We start from the raw sequence: 18,161 nt of genomic DNA on the forward strand, positions 1-18,161 counted from the left end.
ATAATAAATTTTATGAATTAGAAAACAAGGGTGATTTTTTGTGTGTGACATCTACGGAGGGTATGCGGGTATTAAAGAGAAATTGATGGAGAAATTACGCCATCCTTATTTTATAAACTATATTGAAGAACCATTTATTGATGAAGAAAAAATAGCGCTGTTATACGGTGCATTAAAAAGTGCAAATATACATAAAGAACAAATTGATCATTATGTAGTAACGATTATGCTTGTACAAATTGCTCTTGATACACATGAAAAAGTATCAAATAAAGCAAACGAAGAGACGAGTGGATTCCATAAGCGTCGTCAATTGACAGTTCTTGCAGGGGATTATTATAGTGGTCTATACTATTACTTATTGTCAATGAATTGTGATATTATCTTAATTCGTGCACTTGCTGAAGGAATTAAGGAGATTAATGAACATAAAATTATGCTATATCAAAAAGCACATGTGGCGATTCAAGACATAATGGAAAGTGTAGTAATAATTGAATCTGCGCTTTTGCAAAAAACATGTGATCATTTTCATTTATCTAATTGGAAACCATATATAACTTATGTGTTAGGAAAAAATCGTCTTCAAAAAGAGTGTCAATTGTATGCGGATAAACAAAATTCACCTGTTTTTCAAGCGGTCCAAAAAATCTCATTGGATGACGATAAAAATCTAGAAACAGTTATTAATGAATGGCTTATGGAAATGAGAAAGCAGGAAGAAAATTTTTTAGAGAATCATACAGAAGTTAATGAGATAATTTCTATGTTAAGAGATAAATCAAGGACATAAGCAACTTTACATTGGAAGAAGGTACGAGCATGCAACAATCAAAAGAAGAAAGAGTACATGACGTATTTGAGAAAATTTCTGATAAATACGATGTGATGAATTCTGTAATTAGTTTTCAAAGGCATAAGGCATGGCGTAAAGAAACGATGCGAATTATGGATGTGAAACCTGGGAGTAAGGCACTTGATGTATGCTGCGGGACGGCAGATTGGACAATTGCACTAGCGGGAGCTGTAGGGGAAGATGGGAAGGTTTACGGTTTAGACTTTAGCGAAAATATGCTAGCTGTCGGTAAACAAAAGGTAGAAGCTTTAGAATTAAAGCAAGTAGAACTTATGCATGGAAATGCAATGGAACTTCCTTATGAAGATAATACATTTGATTATGTAACGATTGGTTTTGGGTTACGTAACGTTCCGGATTACATGCAAGTATTAAAAGAAATGACGCGTGTAGTAAAGCCTGGTGGAAAAGTAATTTGCCTGGAAACATCCCAACCAACGATGATAGGTTTTCGTCAAGGATATGTCTTATACTTTAAATATATCATGCCGTTATTTGGAAAGATGTTTGCGAAAAGTTATAAAGAATATTCATGGCTTCAGGAATCTGCTAGTACATTCCCAGGGATGAAAGAGTTAGCAAATATGTTTGAAGAAGCTGGGCTTAAGAATGTGCAAGTGAAACCATTTACTTTTGGTGTAGCAGCTATGCATTTAGGTATTAAACCAGAATCAAAATAGAAAAAAGAAAAAAGACGTTTTAGGTTAAGGTGAACAATATGAAGTTACAACTTATGTACTCTTTTTTACGATCGGATATTAATGTTATAGAAAAAGAATTGAAGAAGATAGTTGCTTCTGAGCAGCCGTTAGTAGAAGAAGCGGCATTACAGCTTATTGAAGCAGGTGGGAAGCGGATTCGCCCTGTTTTTGTTTTGCTTGCAGGGAAATTTGGGGATTATAAGTTAGATGCAATTAAGCATGTTGCGGTTGCATTAGAACTTATTCATATGGCTTCGCTTGTTCACGATGATGTCATTGATGCTGCGTTTTTACGACGCGGTAGCGCAACAGTGAATGCGAAATGGGGAGATCGTATTGCAATGTATACAGGAGACTACTTGTTTGCGAAGTCTCTTGAATGTATAACAAATATAGAAATTCCAGATGCACATCAAGCGTTGTCTCATACAATTTTAGAAGTTTGTAAAGGTGAAATCGAACAAATTAAAGATAAGTATAACTATGATCAAAATTTAAGAACGTATTTAAGAAGGATAAAACGAAAAACAGCATTGTTAATCGCCGCGAGTTGTCAGTTGGGAGCGATTGCTGCTGGTGCTAATCGTGATACTGTAAATCGTCTATTTTGGTATGGATATTTTGTTGGTATGTCTTATCAAATTATTGATGATATTTTAGATTTCGTATCGACAGAAGAGAAGCTTGGAAAGCCTGCTGGTGGTGATTTATTACAAGGTAACATTACATTACCTGTTTTGTATGCCATGGAAGATCCAGTTCTTCGTCAGAAAATTACATCTGTGCATGAAAATACAACAGCAAGTGAAATGAAAGAAATTATTGATGATATTAAAGCGAGCGAAGCTATTGATAAAGCATTTTCGTTTAGTGAACGTTATTTACATAAAGCATTAGAAATAATAAAACCACTCCCTCGTGGACAGGCGAAGTACGCGTTGCAAAATGTTGCAAAGTATATTGGAAAACGAAAATTTTAGTGATTTTTCTAAAAAATAAAATAATCTCTCTATTTCAAAACTATTGCACAATTGTGATAAGGGTGTTACTATGTGTGTGGGGATATACAATTACATACATAATTCAGAAGTGGAGAGATTTTTTATGGAAAAAACATTTCTAATGGTAAAACCAGACGGTGTACAACGTGCATTCATTGGGGAAATCGTAGCTCGTTTTGAGAAAAAGGGCTTTCAATTAGTTGGTGCAAAATTAATGCAAGTTACTCCGGAAATTGCTGAACAACACTACGGTGAGCATAAAGAAAGACCTTTCTTTGGTGAATTAGTAGACTTTATTACATCTGGCCCTGTATTCGCAATGGTATGGCAAGGTGAAAATGTAGTAGATACAGCACGCAATATGATGGGTAAAACACGCCCACATGAAGCTGATATGGGAACAATTCGCGGAGATTTCGGTGTAACTGTTGCGAAAAACATTATCCACGGTTCGGATTCTTTAGAAAGTGCAGAGCGCGAGATTGCTATTTTCTTTAAGGAAGAAGAATTAGTAGACTACTCAAAATTAATGAATCAATGGATTTACTAATTATTTTGAAATAATTTGTAAACGCTTTAATAACTGTGATAATAGTAAAAAGTGCAAGAAGAATAGGGGTATTCTTCTTGCACTTTTTTTTATTTCGATCAGTTACGAAGTTAGGACTGTTATGATATATTGGTATGTAAAGTAAAAGGTCTATTATTATGAAAATAATAGAATAATTACAAGTAGGGAAAGCAAATACTCGATTTACTATATAATTTCTTTGTATTTTAAAGAGTGATGGAAGATAATATAGTTACTTTATGTAGCGGGATAAATACATATGCGAAAAGAGGAATAACGTATGCGATATATTACAGCTGGTGAATCCCACGGTCCGCAACTTACGACAATTTTAGAAGGTGTTCCGGCAGGATTATCTTTAGTAGCGAATGATATAAATGAAGAATTAGCTAGAAGACAAAAAGGATATGGACGCGGTAGACGCATGCAAATTGAGAAAGACCAAGTGCAAATTGTAAGTGGTGTTAGGCATGGGAAGACGATGGGGTCCCCGATTGCACTTGTTGTTGAAAATCGTGATTTTACACATTGGACAAAGGTTATGGGTGCAGAGCCGTTAACTGAGCAGGAAGAGAAAGAAATGAAAAGGCAAGTTACGAAACCTAGACCTGGACACGCAGATTTAAATGGTGCGATTAAATATGGTCATAGAGATATGAGGAATGTATTAGAACGTTCTTCCGCACGTGAAACGACAGTTCGTGTTGCAGCTGGTGCAGTTGCAAAAAAAATATTAGCGGAATTAGGTGTACAAGTAGCGGGACATGTTGTCGAGATTGGTGGTGTACAGGCAGAAAATATCACATATAACTCTATTGAGGAATTACAAAGTACTACAGAAGTATCTCCTGTACGTTGTTTAGATGAAAAGGCCGGTAAAAAGATGATGCAAGCAATTGATGATGCGAAGGCAAATGGTGATTCTATCGGTGGTATTGTTGAAGTAGTTGTAGAAGGAATGCCAATCGGAGTAGGTAGCTATGTACATTATGATAGAAAATTAGATGCAAAATTAGCAGCGGCAATTATGAGTATTAACGCTTTTAAAGGTGTTGAAATTGGAATTGGTTTTGAAGCAGCACATAGACCCGGAAGTGAAGTACATGATGAAATCCTTTGGGATGAAGTGCAAGGATACAGAAGAAAAACGAACAATGCAGGTGGATTAGAAGGTGGCATGACAACTGGTATGCCGGTTGTTGTGCGCGGTGTTATGAAACCGATACCGACATTGTATAAACCGCTTCAAAGTATTGATATTGATACGAAAGAACCTTTTACAGCGAGTATTGAACGTTCAGATAGTTGTGCAGTACCGGCAGCTAGCGTTGTGGCTGAAGCTGTTGTCGCTTGGGAGCTCGCGACAGCTTTAATTGAACAATTTGGATTGGATCGTATCGATCTTATACGTGAAAATATTGAGAAACATAATGAATATGCGAGGGGATTTTAATGGAGAACATACATATTCAAACGAAATCAAAAGAATATGATGTACATGTTGGAAGGGAGGCGTTGTTACATTTAACAACGCTTATTCAAAAAATGAATCCTGCTGTATCTAACATAATGATTATTTCTGATGAAGCTGTTGCATCACTGCATTTACAGACAGTTGTTGATGCATTGCAAGTAGAGCAAAAAGTATTTTCGTTTGTTGTACCGAGTGGCGAAAAAGAGAAGTCTTTTGAAAATTTCTATGAGGCTCACACTTCGGCTCTTGAAAATAAATTAGATAGAAATTCTTTAATCATCGCACTTGGAGGCGGAATGATTGGAGATTTGGCTGGATTTGTTGCCGCGTCGTTTATGCGTGGTATTCGCTTTGTTCAAGTTCCAACGACTTTATTAGCTCATGATAGCGCAGTAGGCGGGAAAGTAGCAATTAATCATCCACTAGGAAAAAATATGATTGGAGCGTTTCATCAGCCAGAAGCTGTTGTATATCATACGCCATTTTTACATTCACTTCCTGAAAAAGAGTGGCGATCAGGTTATGCAGAAGTGATAAAGCATGCTCTTATTGGTGATGTAGAGCTATATCATTGGTTAAAAGAAGAAGTGCAAACATTAACGGATCTTCGTGATGAAAAGTTAATTCATATATTAACGAAGGCGATTCCTGTGAAAGCGAATATTGTGTCGCAAGACGAAACAGAAAAAGGTGTACGTGCCCATTTAAATTTTGGGCATACGTTAGGACATGCTCTTGAAAAAGAGTTAGGATATGGAAATATTACTCACGGTGATGGAGTAGCGGTTGGTATGCTATTTGCCATGTTTTTAAGTGAGCAAGTGTACAAAATTGATCTTTCTTATGAAGAAATGAAGCAGTGGTTCTTGAAATACGGTTATCCAAAAATGCCAAGTGACTTGAATGTAGAACGTCTCGTTCAGTTGATGAAACAAGATAAAAAAGCAAATGCTGGAACAATTCATATGGTGCTTATGCAGGAATATGGGGGAGTGAATGTCGTATCTATTTCAGATGAGACTGTTCATATTGCGTTAGAGGCATTTCAAAAGGATATGGTCTAAAAAAGTTGGTAGAACAGGTATGAAATGCATATTTAAAGGTATTCTCGTAATGGTGACGGTTATGATGAAAGATGACAGTAAGGAATTATAAATCATATCAATGACTGGGGGAATAAAAGTGAGAGTAAAAGAGCAATTGTTAACTTTGAGAGCATATGTACCTGGGAAAAATATTGAAGAAGTAAAAAGAGAATATGGATTGTCAAAAATTGTGAAGTTAGCATCGAATGAAAATCCGTTTGGCTGCTCTGCGCGTGTGACAGAAGCATTAACTTCGTTAGCCAATCAATATGCACTCTACCCGGACGGGGCGGCTTTTGAGCTTCGTGAGAAAGTAGCAGAGCATTTAAGTGTAAAAGCGGAACAACTTTTATTTGGTAGCGGGTTAGATGAAGTCATTCAAATGATTAGTCGCGCTTTGCTACATAACGGAACAAATGTTGTAATGGCGAATCCTACGTTCTCACAATATTATCATCATGCTGTTATTGAAGGAGCGGAAGTTCGGGAAGTACCACTTGAAAATGGTATTCACAATTTAGATGCAATGTTACAGCAAGTAGATGAGAAAACGAAGATTGTATGGATTTGTAATCCGAATAATCCGACAGGTACATATGTAGAAAAACAAAAATTACTTTCATTTTTAGAATCAGTTCCAAAGTCAGCGCTCGTTATTATGGACGAAGCATATTATGAATATGCTGGGGCAGAAGATTATCCGCAAACATTACCCCTTCTTGAAAAGTACGAAAATCTTATGGTGCTACGCACATTCTCAAAAGCATATGGATTAGCTGCTTTTCGTATTGGATATGCGATTGGGGATGCAAAGCTTATTGGGCAGCTAGAGGTAGCAAGACTACCATTTAACACATCAACTATCGCCCAAGCGGTAGCAGTAGCGGCAATAGAGGATCAACAGTTTTTACAAGAGTGTGTGAAGAAAAATGCCGAAGGATTAAATCAATATTATGCATTTTGTAAGGAATATAACGTATTCTACTATCCATCTCAAACGAATTTCATTTTCTTGAAACTCGGTATACCTGGTAATGAAGCTTTCGAACGATTAATGAAAAAAGGATATATCGTTCGTTCTGGTGCAGCATTTGGTATGCATGATGGTATTCGTATTACTGTTGGATTAAAAGAAGAAAATGATGAGATTATTGAATTACTTACGGAACTTGTAAAAGAACAAGTAAAGAAAGAAGAAACGTATTCTTAAGAAATGGTGAAGGCTCCTGTAACAGGAGCCTTTTTCATTTGAACTGCAATAAGGGGAGTTGTTTGCACGTTCAAGAAAGAAAACGTTACAATAGAAGTAGACGTATAAGAAGAACTATTGTACATATAAACTATTTAAAATGTGAGGAGGATACAGTTTGAAACTAGTAGGACGAAAAAATAGTTTGAATGGGAAAATTGTTGTTCCAGGAGATAAATCTATTTCACATCGCTCTGTTATGTTTGGAGCGATAGCGGAAGGGACGACGAAAGTATCAAATTTTTTATTAGGAGAAGATTGTTTAAGTACAATTGCATGTTTTCAAAAACTAGGTGTCCAGATTGAACAGAGTGGGAACGATGTCACGATTTATGGTAAAGGATTAGCAAATTTGCAAGAACCGAAAGAAGTATTAGATGTGGGAAATTCAGGGACGACTATTCGTCTGATGCTTGGAATTTTAGCAAATACGCCGTTCCATAGTACGATAATTGGGGATGCATCAATTGGAAAACGTCCTATGAAACGTGTTACAGACCCGCTTAGTAAGATGAATGCTCAAATTGATGGTAGAGAAAACGGACAATATACACCTTTATCTATTCGCGGTGGTAAGGTAAAAGGTATGCATTATCATTCACCAGTAGCGAGTGCACAAGTGAAGTCAGCAGTTTTACTTGCGGGTTTGCAAGGGGAAGGCGTAACTACAGTAACAGAGCCTATGCAATCTCGTGATCATACGGAAAGAATGTTACGTGCATTTGGTTGTACCGTAGATGTTAATGGACGGACTGTTTCATTACAAGGCGGACAACAACTTAAAGGTGCAGACATAGAAGTTCCAGGAGATGTTTCTTCGGCGGCATTTTTCTTAGTAGCTGGTGCAATTGTCCAAAATAGTAAGCTTGTATTGGAAAACGTTGGTTTAAATCCGACGAGAACAGGGATTTTAGATGTATTAACAAAGATGGGTGCACTTATTTCTATCAATCATATTAGAAATGAAGAGTTTGAGCCGTGCGGAGATATTACGATTGAAACATCTAAACTAAAAGGAATAGAAATTGGTGGAACTCTTATTCCAAGATTAATTGATGAAATTCCTGTAATTGCTTTATTGGCAACGCAGGCAGAAGGAATTACTGTTATTAAAAACGCTGAGGAGTTAAAAGTAAAAGAAACAAACCGTATCGATACGGTTGTAGATGAATTAGGCAAATTAGGCGCGAAGATTGAACCTACACCAGATGGTATGATTATATATGGTAAACAAAGTTTAAAAGGAAATACTGTTAATAGTCACGGCGATCATCGTATTGGGATGATGCTTGCAATCGCATCGTGTATTATAGATGGAGAAGTGAAAATAGAGAATAGTGATGCGGTCGCTGTATCGTATCCGAAATTTTTCGAACAATTAGCTGCGCTATAAGAGCAAATATAGGAAGAGGTAGTTCACTCAAAAGGTTGCGTTCTTACACCTAGTTGCTTATGATAAATGAACAGAAGAGAATATTTTTTGAATTAAAGGAGACGTTTATGCAAAAGTTTGAACAAGCTGTTTCTTATATTGAAAACGGTGAAGCCGAAAAAGGATTACAATTATTAAAAGAACAACTACGAGTTGCTAATGATGAAGAGAAGTATGATATCGCTCGTTACTATCATACACTTGGGTTTATGGATGAGGCGTTAGCAATTATTGATGATTTACGCTTGTTATATCCAGAAGAAAGTGAATTTACATTATTTTTAGCAGAATTATATATTGATTTAGATAAAGAAGATGAAGCGATTGAAGTGCTTCATGATATTCCAGAAAATGATGATCTATATGTTCAATCGCTATTACTTGTTGCAGATTTATTCCAAATGCAAGGTTTTGATGATGTAGCAGAACAAAAACTATTAAAGGCGAAAGAAATGATGCCAGACGAACCTGTTATTACGTTTGGATTAGCAGAATTATATAGTAGTAAAGGTGAAGAGAAAAAGGCGATCACTTATTATGAATCGTTACTAGCAGAACATAAAGTTATGGGCGGTGTTGTCATTGCGCTTCGTCTAGCAGAAACTTTAAGTGCTATTGGAAACTGGGAAGAGGCAATCTCTTACTATGAGGCGGGGTTAGAAGAGCAAAAAGATATTCACTCACTATTTGGATATGCCTTCACATTATACCAAGGGGAAGAATATCAAAGAGCAATTGGTGCTTGGCAAGAATTAAAAGAATTAGATCCTGAGTACGCATCGTTATACATGTATTTAGCGAAAAGCTATGAAAAAGAAGGCATGCTTCAAGAAAGCTATGAAACACTTCAAGAAGGAATTAAAGTAGATGAGCTTTCTGTTCCTTTCTATGTAGAATTAGCGAATATTGCGGCGAAATTAGGTAAAATAGCGGAGGCAGAAGAAGTGCTTCAAAAAGCGCTGGAGCTAGATCCGGGACATTTAGGTGCGACATTAAAATATGCGTATATCTTAAAAGAACAAGAGAAATACGAAGAGCTAATTGCAGTTGTAGAGCGTACAATTGACAGTGGAGAACCAGATACACAACTACTTTGGGATCTTGCATTTGCAAAAAAACAATTAGAAATGTATTCGGATGCATTAAAACACTATGAAAGTGCATATACTTCTTTTAAGAATCATCCAGATTTCTTGGAAGAGTACGGTTATTTCTTATTAGAAGAAGGAATGCGAAAAGAGGCGAAAGAAGTATTTACGCAGTTAATACAACTAGACCCGACACAAATTCATATTGAAGAATTGTTATATAATTTAGAGGATTTTTCGTAAGTTGGAAGGAAACTGAATGCCGCTTCTTGAATCTAAAAAGAAAAGAGCAAGACAGAGGAGGGACTTAATCGCTATGAATACCCCTGTTTCTGTAAACGAGAAGAAGGATTTTGTAAAATGGTTTTTGAATAATTACCAACTGAAACAGCGTGAATGTGTATGGATTTTGAATTATTTAATGAGTCACGATCAATTAATGCATAAAGTCCACTTCGTAGAACATGCAAAATATTGTCCGCGTGGCTTAGTAATGTCAGCGAATTGTGTGAAAGACACACCGTTTCACTTTTTTAAACAAAATGTAATGACAACAGATGCAGAAAAGTCGTTTCATGATATTCGTTTGAATCGAGATGAGGATATTTATATTCAGCTTAATTTTAAATCATCGTTCCAAAATGCAAACTATGTAGCTGTATTAGAAGAAAATCCATATTTGCCAAAGCATATTGAAGTGAATGAAAAAGATCGATTGCTTGCAGAACGATTTTTAGAAGAAAGTGTATTCTCATTTAGAAGAGAGCGTCTTTTGAAACAAATTGATGAAGCTTTGGATAAGCAAGATAAGGAAGCATTTCATAGGTTAACAGCAGAGTTGAAAATTTTATAGAATTCATTTTGATTATGTAATCTTTACGAATTTCAGACTTTTTAAGAAAAACTACTTAATAATAGGTAGTTTTTCTTTTTTTACCTCTTTTAGTATGGTTTAATATATATAAAGTGAAAGTTCTGTCATTTAAGGTGGAGGAGGGGAGAAAAGGTGAAATGGATTGTAAAAGATGTGGAACAGTTTGAGCAAGCGAGGGAGTATGTAGATACAGGGATCATCCCCCTTTTGTCTATTTCGGCAGCAAAAGAAATAAAAATGGTTGTAGAGCAAGGTGAATTTATTGAGGCTTTGAGTATGGAGTTGGAAAGGGAGTATAAAGGAAGAGTGCTTTTACTGCCCGCATTTACGTATTTGGTAGAGAGCCAAAAGAATGAAAAAGACCGTTTGCAAGAATGGACAGATCATTTGCAAAGGCAAGGTTTTAAGCATATTGCCTATGTGACAAGTGATTTTTCATGGAAAGAAGATATGCAAGAGTTGCAGGGTGATTTATTTTGGTTTCCATCGTTATCATTAGAGCAATTTAGTGATCAAGCGAAAAGGGAAGTTATTCGTGCTCACATAAAAAATATTATGGTAATGTTGGAAGAAAGATGGATAAGGTAAAAATAAACAGAAAGTTCTTATTATTATGAGTAGTATGATATTGACCTATACAAGAGGGTATTATATCATGATAGTGTCCTAGTATTTATTTTTTATATAATTTTTTCACGAGGGGACAATTTCTGATAGAGGGGGGAAATTTTCGTGAGCGAGAAAGAACATCGTGTGTCAAGAAGACAGTTTTTAAATTACACACTTACAGGGGTAGGAGGCTTTATGGCGGCGGGTATTTTAATGCCGATGACGCGGTTTGCGCTTGATCCGGTGTTAAGAAAAGAAGCGGGAACAGATATGGTTGCTGTTGGACAAGTAAAGGATATTACAACAGAGCCGAAGCGCTTTGATTTTAAGGTGAAGCAGGTTGACGGATGGTACAAGTCTGAAGAGCCAAAATCTGCTTGGGTGCATAAAGATGAAAGCGGAGACATTGTTGCGTTTTCTCCAGTGTGTAAACATTTAGGTTGCACAGTGAACTGGAATTCGGACAAAGCACATCCTAATCAATTCTTTTGCCCGTGTCACGGGGGACGTTACACAAAAGATGGGATGAACATTAAAGGCACACCGCCTCTTGCTCCACTTGACGTATACGAATCCAAAGTAAAAGATGGAACACTTTATTTAGGAAAAGCGAAGCCAAAAGGGGGTGCAAAGTAGATGCTAAATAAAATTTATGATTGGGTGGACGAACGTTTAGATATTACACCGATATGGCGTGATATCGCTGATCATGAAGTACCTGAGCATGTTAACCCGGCGCATCACTTTTCTGCATTCGTCTACTGCTTCGGAGGACTTACCTTTTTCGTTACTGTAATTCAAATTTTGTCTGGAATGTTTTTAACGATGTATTATGTGCCTGATATTAAAAATGCTTGGGAGTCGGTTTACTATTTACAAAATGAAGTGGCGTATGGACAAATTGTTCGTGGTATGCACCACTGGGGTGCCAGTCTCGTAATTGTAATGATGTTTTTACATACACTCAGAGTTTTCTTCCAGGGTGCGTATAAAAAGCCTCGTGAGTTAAACTGGATTGTTGGTGTTCTTATTTTCTTTGTTATGTTAGGTCTTGGTTTTACCGGATATTTATTACCGTGGGATATGAAAGCTTTATTTGCTACGAAAGTAGGGATTCAAATCGCAGAGCAAACGCCGCTCATTGGTCCTTATATTAAAACATTACTCGCTGGTCATTCTGAAATTGTTGGCGCTCAAACATTAACTCGCTTCTTTGCTATTCACGTCTTCTTCTTACCAGCAGCACTTCTAGGTTTAATGGCCTTCCACTTCATCATGATTCGCAAACAAGGTATTTCCGGTCCGCTATAAGAGATTGCTAAATTAAAGGGGAAAGAACAAAAGGAGGGAGATTATGCATCGCGGCAAAGGGATGAAGTTTGTAGGAGATTCTCGGGTACCGGTAGCTCGGAACCCAAATATTCCAAAAGATTATTCTGAATATCCAGGGAAAACAGAAGCGTTTTGGCCGAATTTCTTGTTAAAAGAATGGATGGTTGGTGCAGTTTTTTTAATCGGTTATTTATGTTTAACAGTGGCGCATCCGTCACCGCTTGAGAGAATGGCGGATCCTACAGATGCAGGATATATACCACTTCCAGATTGGTATTTCTTATTCTTGTATCAGTTATTAAAGTATTCGTACGCTTCAGGCTCATTTACTGTAATTGGTGCGTTTATTATGCCGGGGATTGCGTTTGGAGCGTTACTATTAGCTCCGTTTCTAGATCGAGGCCCAGAAAGAGCGCCATTGAAGCGTCCTGTAGCAACAGGGTTTATGCTTTTAGCAATTGCATCGATTATCTTTTTAACTTGGGAATCTGTAGCACACCACGACTGGGAAGCTGCAAAAAAACAAGGAGCAATTGTAAAAACAGCACCAGTTGATAAAAATGATGACGGCTACAAGTTAATGCAAAAAAATACTTGTTTAACGTGTCATGGTGACAATTTACAGGGCGGGGCGGCAGCACCGGCTTTGCAAAACTTAACTTTAAAACCAGAAGAAATCGCTAAAATTGCGAAAGATGGAAAAGGTTCAATGCCTAAAGGGGTATTTAAAGGTACAGATGAGGAACTGAAAAAGCTTTCGGAATTCGTTGCAAAGTATAATAAAAAATAATAGAAAAGCTGACTACAAAATCTGTAGTCAGCTTTTTATTTTGATGACGGAAAGTTTGCTATATAATAGAGTAGAGTTCGATGAAAGAATTACTTTGTTTGAAAGGTGTTGGACATACAGCTTGGTTTACTTGTATGCAATGTTAAGGCAACGTTCGGTACTTTTATTTTTATTGGTTGTTAACATATTAGGTACAATTTACGGATTCATATGGTATGGAAATCAATTAAAAGAAACCTCACCTATATTTTGGCCGTTTGTACCAGATAGCCCTATGGCAAGTCTCTTTTTTGTCTTTGTTTTAATTGCTTTTTTGATGAAGAAGAACTGGGGGGTAATAGAAGCGTTAGCGATAGTTACTTTAATAAAATATGGTATTTGGGCTGTTGTTGTAAATGCAATTATGATTTATGTAAAAGGTCCTATTGGCCTTATGGGATATATGTTAATGTTATCTCATTTTGCGATGGCAGTGCAGGGGATGTTATATGCTCCGTTTTATCGGATAAAAAAATGGCACTTCACTGTAGCTGGCATATGGACATTACATAATGATGCAATTGATTATTTATTTTGGCAAATGCCGAGATACGGGATTATGCATTTGTTTGTAGAGAAAATTGGTTATTTTACGTTTTGGTTAAGTATGGTTGTACTGTGTATTACATATTATTATTGCTTACGTGAGAACCGAAAACAGTTTTCTTTATGATGATGAGGACATTTAGGGGGAGAAAATGAAGAAAAATAAGAGTGGTATAAACATATTGGATCGATTGATCACTTTAGTAGTTTCCTATAGCATAGCATTTTCTGTTTTCGCTCTCGCGGCAACGATAGTTGTATATGGAAAATGGTTGTATTATTTAGAAATTGATTTTTTAAATATTCCAGATTTAGCGGATATGACGAAAGATGAAATTAAGAGAAACTATGACGTGCTTATTACATATTTATCGCCGTTTTATGAAGGTGCATTACAATTGCCGACATTAGATATGTCCACAAATGGCCGCATTCATTTTGTGGATGTTAAAAATATTTTAGTAAAGATTCAATATATAATGTATGGAACGATTGTAATTGCTGTATTAGGAGGAGCGTATTTATTAAAAAAGAAAAAAGAAAAGTTTTTACTTCACGGAGCGATTCTTACAATTATTTTTCCAATAGCTCTTACGTTACCAATTGCTATTAATTTTGAAAAGAGTTTCGTATTATTTCACAAGCTTTTATTTAGCAATGATTATTGGATGTTTGATATTGAAACAGATCCGGTTATTTTAATGTTACCGGAAGAATTCTTTATGCATGCTGCATGTGTTATTTTATTATTGATTTTAGGCGGTAGCATACTTTGTTACGGTGTGTATAAATATTTAGTGAAAAAGAAAAGGGTTTCAAAGAAAAAATTCTCTGTTTAAAGAGAATTTTTTTGTTTTCATAGAGATAATATATTTTTTGATTTTGTTCTGTTCTATTCTTGTCCAATTCCACATATTTTGTACTAGTAGTTATAGGGGGGACCGGGATGAAGAGAACATTAATTGGACTGATAGCATTTCTAATTATAATGTTTCCAGTACGTATATATGCTGAAGAGTGGAGTGAACTAACTGGATTGCTAGATGACTCTTTGCAGTTAGTGAAGAAAAAAGAAGATGATAAGGCAATACAAGTACTGCATCATTTCTCAGAGCAGTTTCTATCAAAGGAAAATGAAAATAATTCAAAAGTAACTCCGGGACAAATTAGAGTCGTTTCTTTAGCATACGATAAGGCGAAACAATCTCTCGCGGAAGATTTAGATAGGCAAGTTAAAGTTGATAATATGTTAGCGTTACAACTTGCTGTTGATGCACAAGTATCTAAATATCAGCCACTTTGGATGGAAAGAGAAAGAAAGATAATGAATGCTTTTTCTCAAGTAGAAAAAGCGATGGAAAAAGACGATGATGGACAGTTCCAACAGACGCTAAATACACTTTTAAATGAATTTAATATTATTTATCCTAGTTTAATGATTACCCTGCCAGAAAACGAAGCACAGCGTGTAAATGCACATTTATCTTATTTGGATGAATTTCGTAACGTTATGTTAAAAACGAAAGGTGGACAAATGCAACTAGGAATTATTAAAGGTGATTTGCAAAAAATATTTCATACAGTAAAAAAAGATGAGATTGCTCCCTCTCTCATTTGGTTTATGACAATTACTGGAGGACTTATTTTGTTCACTTTAACGTATGTTGGATGGAGAAAGTATAAAGGGGAGAGAGAGAAGCGGAGAAGTAACTTGCATTCTAAAGATAGATAATGCGTATAAATAAAGATACGGATTGTAAGGTTTATTTATTGACAACGGTGGAAGAAAAAAATAGAATGAGAAGTACTATAATTAAAACTTCAATGGAGGTTTATGATGTTTTATTTAATTTACTTCGCGATCATTTTGATCATACCGTTGTATGCACAGTCCAAAGTACGTAGTGCCTATAGCAAGTATTCACAAGTTTATTCAACATCAGGTATGACAGGAGCGGAAGTGGCTCGGAAAATTTTAGATGAAAATGGATTGTACAATGTAGCTGTAGAAGAAACGCCAGGTCATTTGTCAGATCATTATGACCCGCGTGTAAAGACGGTTAGATTATCGACAGATAACTACTATGGTCATTCAGTTGCTGGTACAGCTGTAGCAGCACATGAAGTAGGACACGCAATTCAAGATGCGAAAGATTATAACTTCATGCGTGTACGCCATTCGTTAGTGCCAGTTGCTAATTTTGGTTCAAACATGTCATGGGTTTTTGTCCTAATTGGTGTATTTGCACAAATGTCTGGTTTGTTGTTACTAGGAATTATTTTAATGGCAGCAGGTGTTATTTTCCAACTTGTTACATTACCAGTTGAGTTTGATGCATCAAAACGTGCAATGCAACAAATTGAAGCACTTGGTATCGTATCGACAGATGAGTACGGTCAAGCTCGTAAAGTATTAAATGCGGCAGCATTAACATATGTAGCAGCAGCTGCTGTAGCAGTATTTGAATTATTACGTCTCGTATTAATTTATACTGGTATGCAGCGTAGCGACGATTAAAGACTATCAATTATGATAGTCTTTTTTTGTTTTGTGGATTGAATCTTATAATATGTTACAAATGGAAATAATAGAGAGAATATGGGGTATAGAACTAATTAAAATAAAGATAAGTATGGAATGATGAAAGAAGGTGACAGACATAGAATATCCAGATCATTTAGTTAAACAAGTGAGGGAGCGAAGTGCTACATACCAATTAGAAGGTTTTTTAAGTGGACAGGGCCCTAGAAATCCGAAATTAATGCTTGTTGGAGAAGCACCTGGTGAAACAGAAATTCATAATGGGATTCCGTTTAGCGGGAGAGCAGGAAAGCATTTAATGGAGTTTTTAGAACGTATTCACGTTACAAGGGAAGAAGTATATATTACGAGTGCGGTGCGGAGTAGACCTTATAAATGGAGAGAGAAAAGGGAACGAAATGGCGAAATAATACAGAAAAGGTATAATAGAACGCCAAATCAAGGAGAAATACTTGCCCATGCACCTTTGTTAGATTATGAGTTGGAACTTATACAGCCGCCTGTTATTGTTACACTTGGTAATATTGCATTACAGCGTTTAGTTGGTAAAAATAATAAAATTACGGATGTTCATGGCGAATTGTTAAAGCAACCCGTGCAGCAATTGAAAGATAGTAGCGGTACAGAATTCATATGGACTGAAAAAGAATATAATATATTTCCTACTTTTCATCCAGCTTCAATTTTTTATAATCGTAGTTTATTGGAGCTCATTTATGAGGATTTGGAGAAACTGAAAAGATATGTAATAAAAAACTAGAAAAGCTAAAGAGCTTTTCTAGTTGAATTTAATTATGTAACGGATTTTTATTTTCATCTAATGTAAATCCTTCGCCAACAACATCGTGTACATCACTTACAGCGACAAAGGCGTGAGGGTCTACAGAAGTAATGATATTTTTTAATTTCACGATTTCGTTTTTTGCAACAACACAATATAGTACATTTCGTTCAACTTTTGTATAGGATCCAACTGCTTTTAAAAAGGTTGCTCCGCGCTCCATTTCTGATAAAATTTTTGAAGCAATTTCATCATTTTTATCAGAAATAATAGTTGCTCCTTTTGCTGCATAAGCTCCTTCTTGCATAAAATCAATAACCTTAGCCCCGATAAATACAGCAACTAACGTATACATGCCTTCACGATATGATAAATATGTAAGAATAGAGACAATGATAACGATGGCATCAAACATAAACATCGTTTTTCCCATACTCCAGCCAACATATTTGTGAGCTAGTCTTGCGATAATATCAACACCGCCAGTAGTCCCGCCGTATTTAAATATAATTCCAAGTCCTATACCGATAAATGCCCCAGCGAATAAAGCAGCCAGTGTCATATCATTTTGCAAGTTTAAATGTAAGTTGAGTACTTCGTAGCGTTGGAAAATCCATAGGAATAAAGAGACGCTAAATGTACCGATTAATGTATATAAAAATGTTGTTCGGCCGAGTAACTTCCAGCCAATAAAAAATATAGGGATATTTAAAATTAAGTTTGTATAGGAAGGGTCAAGCGAAAATAGAAAATATAATAATAGCGTAATACCGGTAAACCCACCCTCTGCAAGATGGTTTTCAATATTGATATTTACAATGCCGAAAGAAAAAATAGCGGAACCGATTAAAATGAAAATGATATTTCGAATCTTCAAATTTGCTTTCATATAGAAATCCCCCTAGTTATGTAATGATTGGAATTGCTCCGCTTAAACGGTAAGACATAATAATAAGTTATTTCTAGTTGCTAGTAAAAATAGAGAATAGTATAAGGGCCTAATTAGTTCAGGCTGACCTTTTGCAAAAATCACGCAAAAGAAGTTTCACTTTACCCCGCTCAAACGGCTGGTAGGAGATAAAGCAGAGAAGACAGAGCAAACTAGCCGTAAGAGCCCGATTGGTTCAACTAATCTTTTGCAGAAAAACATTGCAAAAGAAAGTTTCACTTTACCCCGTCCCAACGGCTGGT

At 36.0% G+C, this 18,161-nt stretch carries 20 protein-coding genes; 19 read left to right on the forward strand and 1 reads right to left on the reverse strand.

From position 1 onward, the window contains the following. The first annotated feature begins 40 nt into the window (after positions 1-40). From NSQ47_RS02480 to NSQ47_RS02570, 19 genes are all read left to right on the forward strand, one after another. Positions 41-793, forward strand: coding sequence for a heptaprenyl diphosphate synthase component 1 (locus NSQ47_RS02480; RefSeq protein WP_002117667.1), 753 nt, complete (start codon positions 41-43; stop codon positions 791-793). Positions 794-822: 29 nt separating this feature from the next. Next, positions 823-1,536, forward strand: a complete 714-nt coding sequence (menG, locus tag NSQ47_RS02485; RefSeq protein ID WP_002158591.1) for a 2-heptaprenyl-1,4-naphthoquinone methyltransferase — start codon at positions 823-825, stop codon at positions 1,534-1,536. Positions 1,537-1,574: 38 nt separating this feature from the next. Next, the gene (gene hepT, locus NSQ47_RS02490; RefSeq protein ID WP_341036009.1) at positions 1,575-2,537 is read left to right on the forward strand and encodes a heptaprenyl diphosphate synthase component II; all 963 of its coding nucleotides are present in this window, start codon (positions 1,575-1,577) and stop codon (positions 2,535-2,537) included. 124 nt (positions 2,538-2,661) lie between these two features. After that, positions 2,662-3,108, forward strand: coding sequence for a nucleoside-diphosphate kinase (ndk, locus tag NSQ47_RS02495; protein ID WP_002064527.1), 447 nt, complete (start codon positions 2,662-2,664; stop codon positions 3,106-3,108). Between the two features lie 301 nt (positions 3,109-3,409). Next, entirely contained in the window at positions 3,410-4,582 is a 1,173-nt protein-coding gene (gene aroC, locus NSQ47_RS02500; protein WP_078181440.1) for a chorismate synthase, read from the forward strand. Next, on the forward strand, positions 4,582-5,667 hold the full coding sequence (gene aroB, locus NSQ47_RS02505) for a 3-dehydroquinate synthase (protein ID WP_002158589.1): 1,086 nt from the start codon (positions 4,582-4,584) through the stop codon (positions 5,665-5,667). The genes aroC and aroB overlap by 1 nt, the downstream gene beginning before the upstream one ends. A 118-nt stretch (positions 5,668-5,785) precedes the next feature. Next, the gene (gene hisC / locus NSQ47_RS02510) at positions 5,786-6,898 is read left to right on the forward strand and encodes a histidinol-phosphate transaminase (RefSeq protein WP_016104331.1); all 1,113 of its coding nucleotides are present in this window, start codon (positions 5,786-5,788) and stop codon (positions 6,896-6,898) included. Between the two features lie 157 nt (positions 6,899-7,055). Continuing rightward, entirely contained in the window at positions 7,056-8,330 is a 1,275-nt protein-coding gene (aroA, locus tag NSQ47_RS02515; RefSeq protein WP_002158587.1) for a 3-phosphoshikimate 1-carboxyvinyltransferase, read from the forward strand. Between the two features lie 107 nt (positions 8,331-8,437). Then, positions 8,438-9,700: a tetratricopeptide repeat protein gene (locus tag NSQ47_RS02520; RefSeq protein ID WP_002202607.1), complete on the forward strand. Its 1,263-nt coding sequence runs from the start codon at positions 8,438-8,440 to the stop codon at positions 9,698-9,700. Positions 9,701-9,773: 73 nt separating this feature from the next. After that, positions 9,774-10,310 (forward strand): ReoY family proteolytic degradation factor, encoded by a 537-nt coding sequence (locus NSQ47_RS02525; protein ID WP_002086615.1) that lies wholly within the window; start codon positions 9,774-9,776, stop codon positions 10,308-10,310. A gap of 153 nt (positions 10,311-10,463) precedes the next feature. After that, the gene (locus tag NSQ47_RS02530) at positions 10,464-10,919 is read left to right on the forward strand and encodes a YpiF family protein (RefSeq protein WP_341036012.1); all 456 of its coding nucleotides are present in this window, start codon (positions 10,464-10,466) and stop codon (positions 10,917-10,919) included. Positions 10,920-11,063: 144 nt separating this feature from the next. Further along, complete coding sequence (qcrA, locus tag NSQ47_RS02535) at positions 11,064-11,576, forward strand: menaquinol-cytochrome c reductase iron-sulfur subunit (protein WP_002158584.1); 513 nt, start codon at positions 11,064-11,066, stop codon at positions 11,574-11,576. Then, complete coding sequence (qcrB, locus tag NSQ47_RS02540) at positions 11,577-12,251, forward strand: menaquinol-cytochrome c reductase cytochrome b subunit (RefSeq protein WP_000932700.1); 675 nt, start codon at positions 11,577-11,579, stop codon at positions 12,249-12,251. A 43-nt stretch (positions 12,252-12,294) separates the two neighbouring features. Continuing rightward, on the forward strand, positions 12,295-13,062 hold the full coding sequence (gene qcrC, locus NSQ47_RS02545) for a menaquinol-cytochrome c reductase cytochrome b/c subunit (protein ID WP_002158583.1): 768 nt from the start codon (positions 12,295-12,297) through the stop codon (positions 13,060-13,062). A 121-nt stretch (positions 13,063-13,183) separates the two neighbouring features. Next, positions 13,184-13,774: a DUF1405 domain-containing protein gene (locus NSQ47_RS02550; protein ID WP_341036014.1), complete on the forward strand. Its 591-nt coding sequence runs from the start codon at positions 13,184-13,186 to the stop codon at positions 13,772-13,774. A gap of 25 nt (positions 13,775-13,799) precedes the next feature. Continuing rightward, positions 13,800-14,486 (forward strand): lipoprotein intramolecular transacylase Lit, encoded by a 687-nt coding sequence (gene lit, locus NSQ47_RS02555; RefSeq protein ID WP_016104335.1) that lies wholly within the window; start codon positions 13,800-13,802, stop codon positions 14,484-14,486. A gap of 107 nt (positions 14,487-14,593) precedes the next feature. Next, positions 14,594-15,379 carry a sporulation protein YpjB gene (gene ypjB, locus NSQ47_RS02560; protein ID WP_341036016.1) on the forward strand — a complete coding sequence of 262 codons (786 nt, stop codon included), beginning with the start codon at positions 14,594-14,596 and terminating at the stop codon, positions 15,377-15,379. Between the two features lie 105 nt (positions 15,380-15,484). Continuing rightward, positions 15,485-16,165 (forward strand): zinc metallopeptidase, encoded by a 681-nt coding sequence (locus tag NSQ47_RS02565; protein ID WP_002086606.1) that lies wholly within the window; start codon positions 15,485-15,487, stop codon positions 16,163-16,165. Positions 16,166-16,298: 133 nt separating this feature from the next. Next, on the forward strand, positions 16,299-16,949 hold the full coding sequence (locus NSQ47_RS02570; RefSeq protein WP_002201128.1) for a uracil-DNA glycosylase: 651 nt from the start codon (positions 16,299-16,301) through the stop codon (positions 16,947-16,949). Between the two features lie 28 nt (positions 16,950-16,977). Here the strand turns inward: NSQ47_RS02570 and NSQ47_RS02575 are convergent, their stop codons facing one another. Then, entirely contained in the window at positions 16,978-17,859 is an 882-nt protein-coding gene (locus NSQ47_RS02575) for a YitT family protein (protein ID WP_002158577.1), read from the reverse strand. Positions 17,860-18,161 lie beyond the last annotated feature (302 nt).

The sequence above is a fragment of the Bacillus sp. FSL R10-2780 genome (genome assembly GCF_038006125.1).
GTDB lineage: Bacteria > Bacillota > Bacilli > Bacillales > Bacillaceae_G > Bacillus_A > Bacillus_A cereus_U.

Excerpts from the sequence above, each read along its gene's own strand:
- NSQ47_RS02565 (WP_002086606.1), top strand. The coding sequence starts at position 15,485 with ATGTTTTATTTAATTTACTTCGCGATCATTTTGATCATACCGTTGTAT.
- NSQ47_RS02520 (WP_002202607.1), top strand. The coding sequence starts at position 8,438 with ATGCAAAAGTTTGAACAAGCTGTTTCTTATATTGAAAACGGTGAAGCC.
- aroB (WP_002158589.1), top strand. The coding sequence starts at position 4,582 with ATGGAGAACATACATATTCAAACGAAATCAAAAGAATATGATGTACAT.
- qcrC (WP_002158583.1), top strand. The coding sequence starts at position 12,295 with ATGCATCGCGGCAAAGGGATGAAGTTTGTAGGAGATTCTCGGGTACCG.
- NSQ47_RS02525 (WP_002086615.1), top strand. The coding sequence starts at position 9,774 with ATGAATACCCCTGTTTCTGTAAACGAGAAGAAGGATTTTGTAAAATGG.
- ndk (WP_002064527.1), top strand. The coding sequence starts at position 2,662 with ATGGAAAAAACATTTCTAATGGTAAAACCAGACGGTGTACAACGTGCA.
- menG (WP_002158591.1), top strand. The coding sequence starts at position 823 with ATGCAACAATCAAAAGAAGAAAGAGTACATGACGTATTTGAGAAAATT.
- hepT (WP_341036009.1), top strand. The coding sequence starts at position 1,575 with ATGAAGTTACAACTTATGTACTCTTTTTTACGATCGGATATTAATGTT.
- qcrB (WP_000932700.1), top strand. The coding sequence starts at position 11,577 with ATGCTAAATAAAATTTATGATTGGGTGGACGAACGTTTAGATATTACA.
- lit (WP_016104335.1), top strand. The coding sequence starts at position 13,800 with ATGAAGAAAAATAAGAGTGGTATAAACATATTGGATCGATTGATCACT.
- NSQ47_RS02575 (WP_002158577.1), bottom strand. The coding sequence starts at position 17,859 with ATGAAAGCAAATTTGAAGATTCGAAATATCATTTTCATTTTAATCGGT.
- aroC (WP_078181440.1), top strand. The coding sequence starts at position 3,410 with ATGCGATATATTACAGCTGGTGAATCCCACGGTCCGCAACTTACGACA.
- ypjB (WP_341036016.1), top strand. The coding sequence starts at position 14,594 with ATGAAGAGAACATTAATTGGACTGATAGCATTTCTAATTATAATGTTT.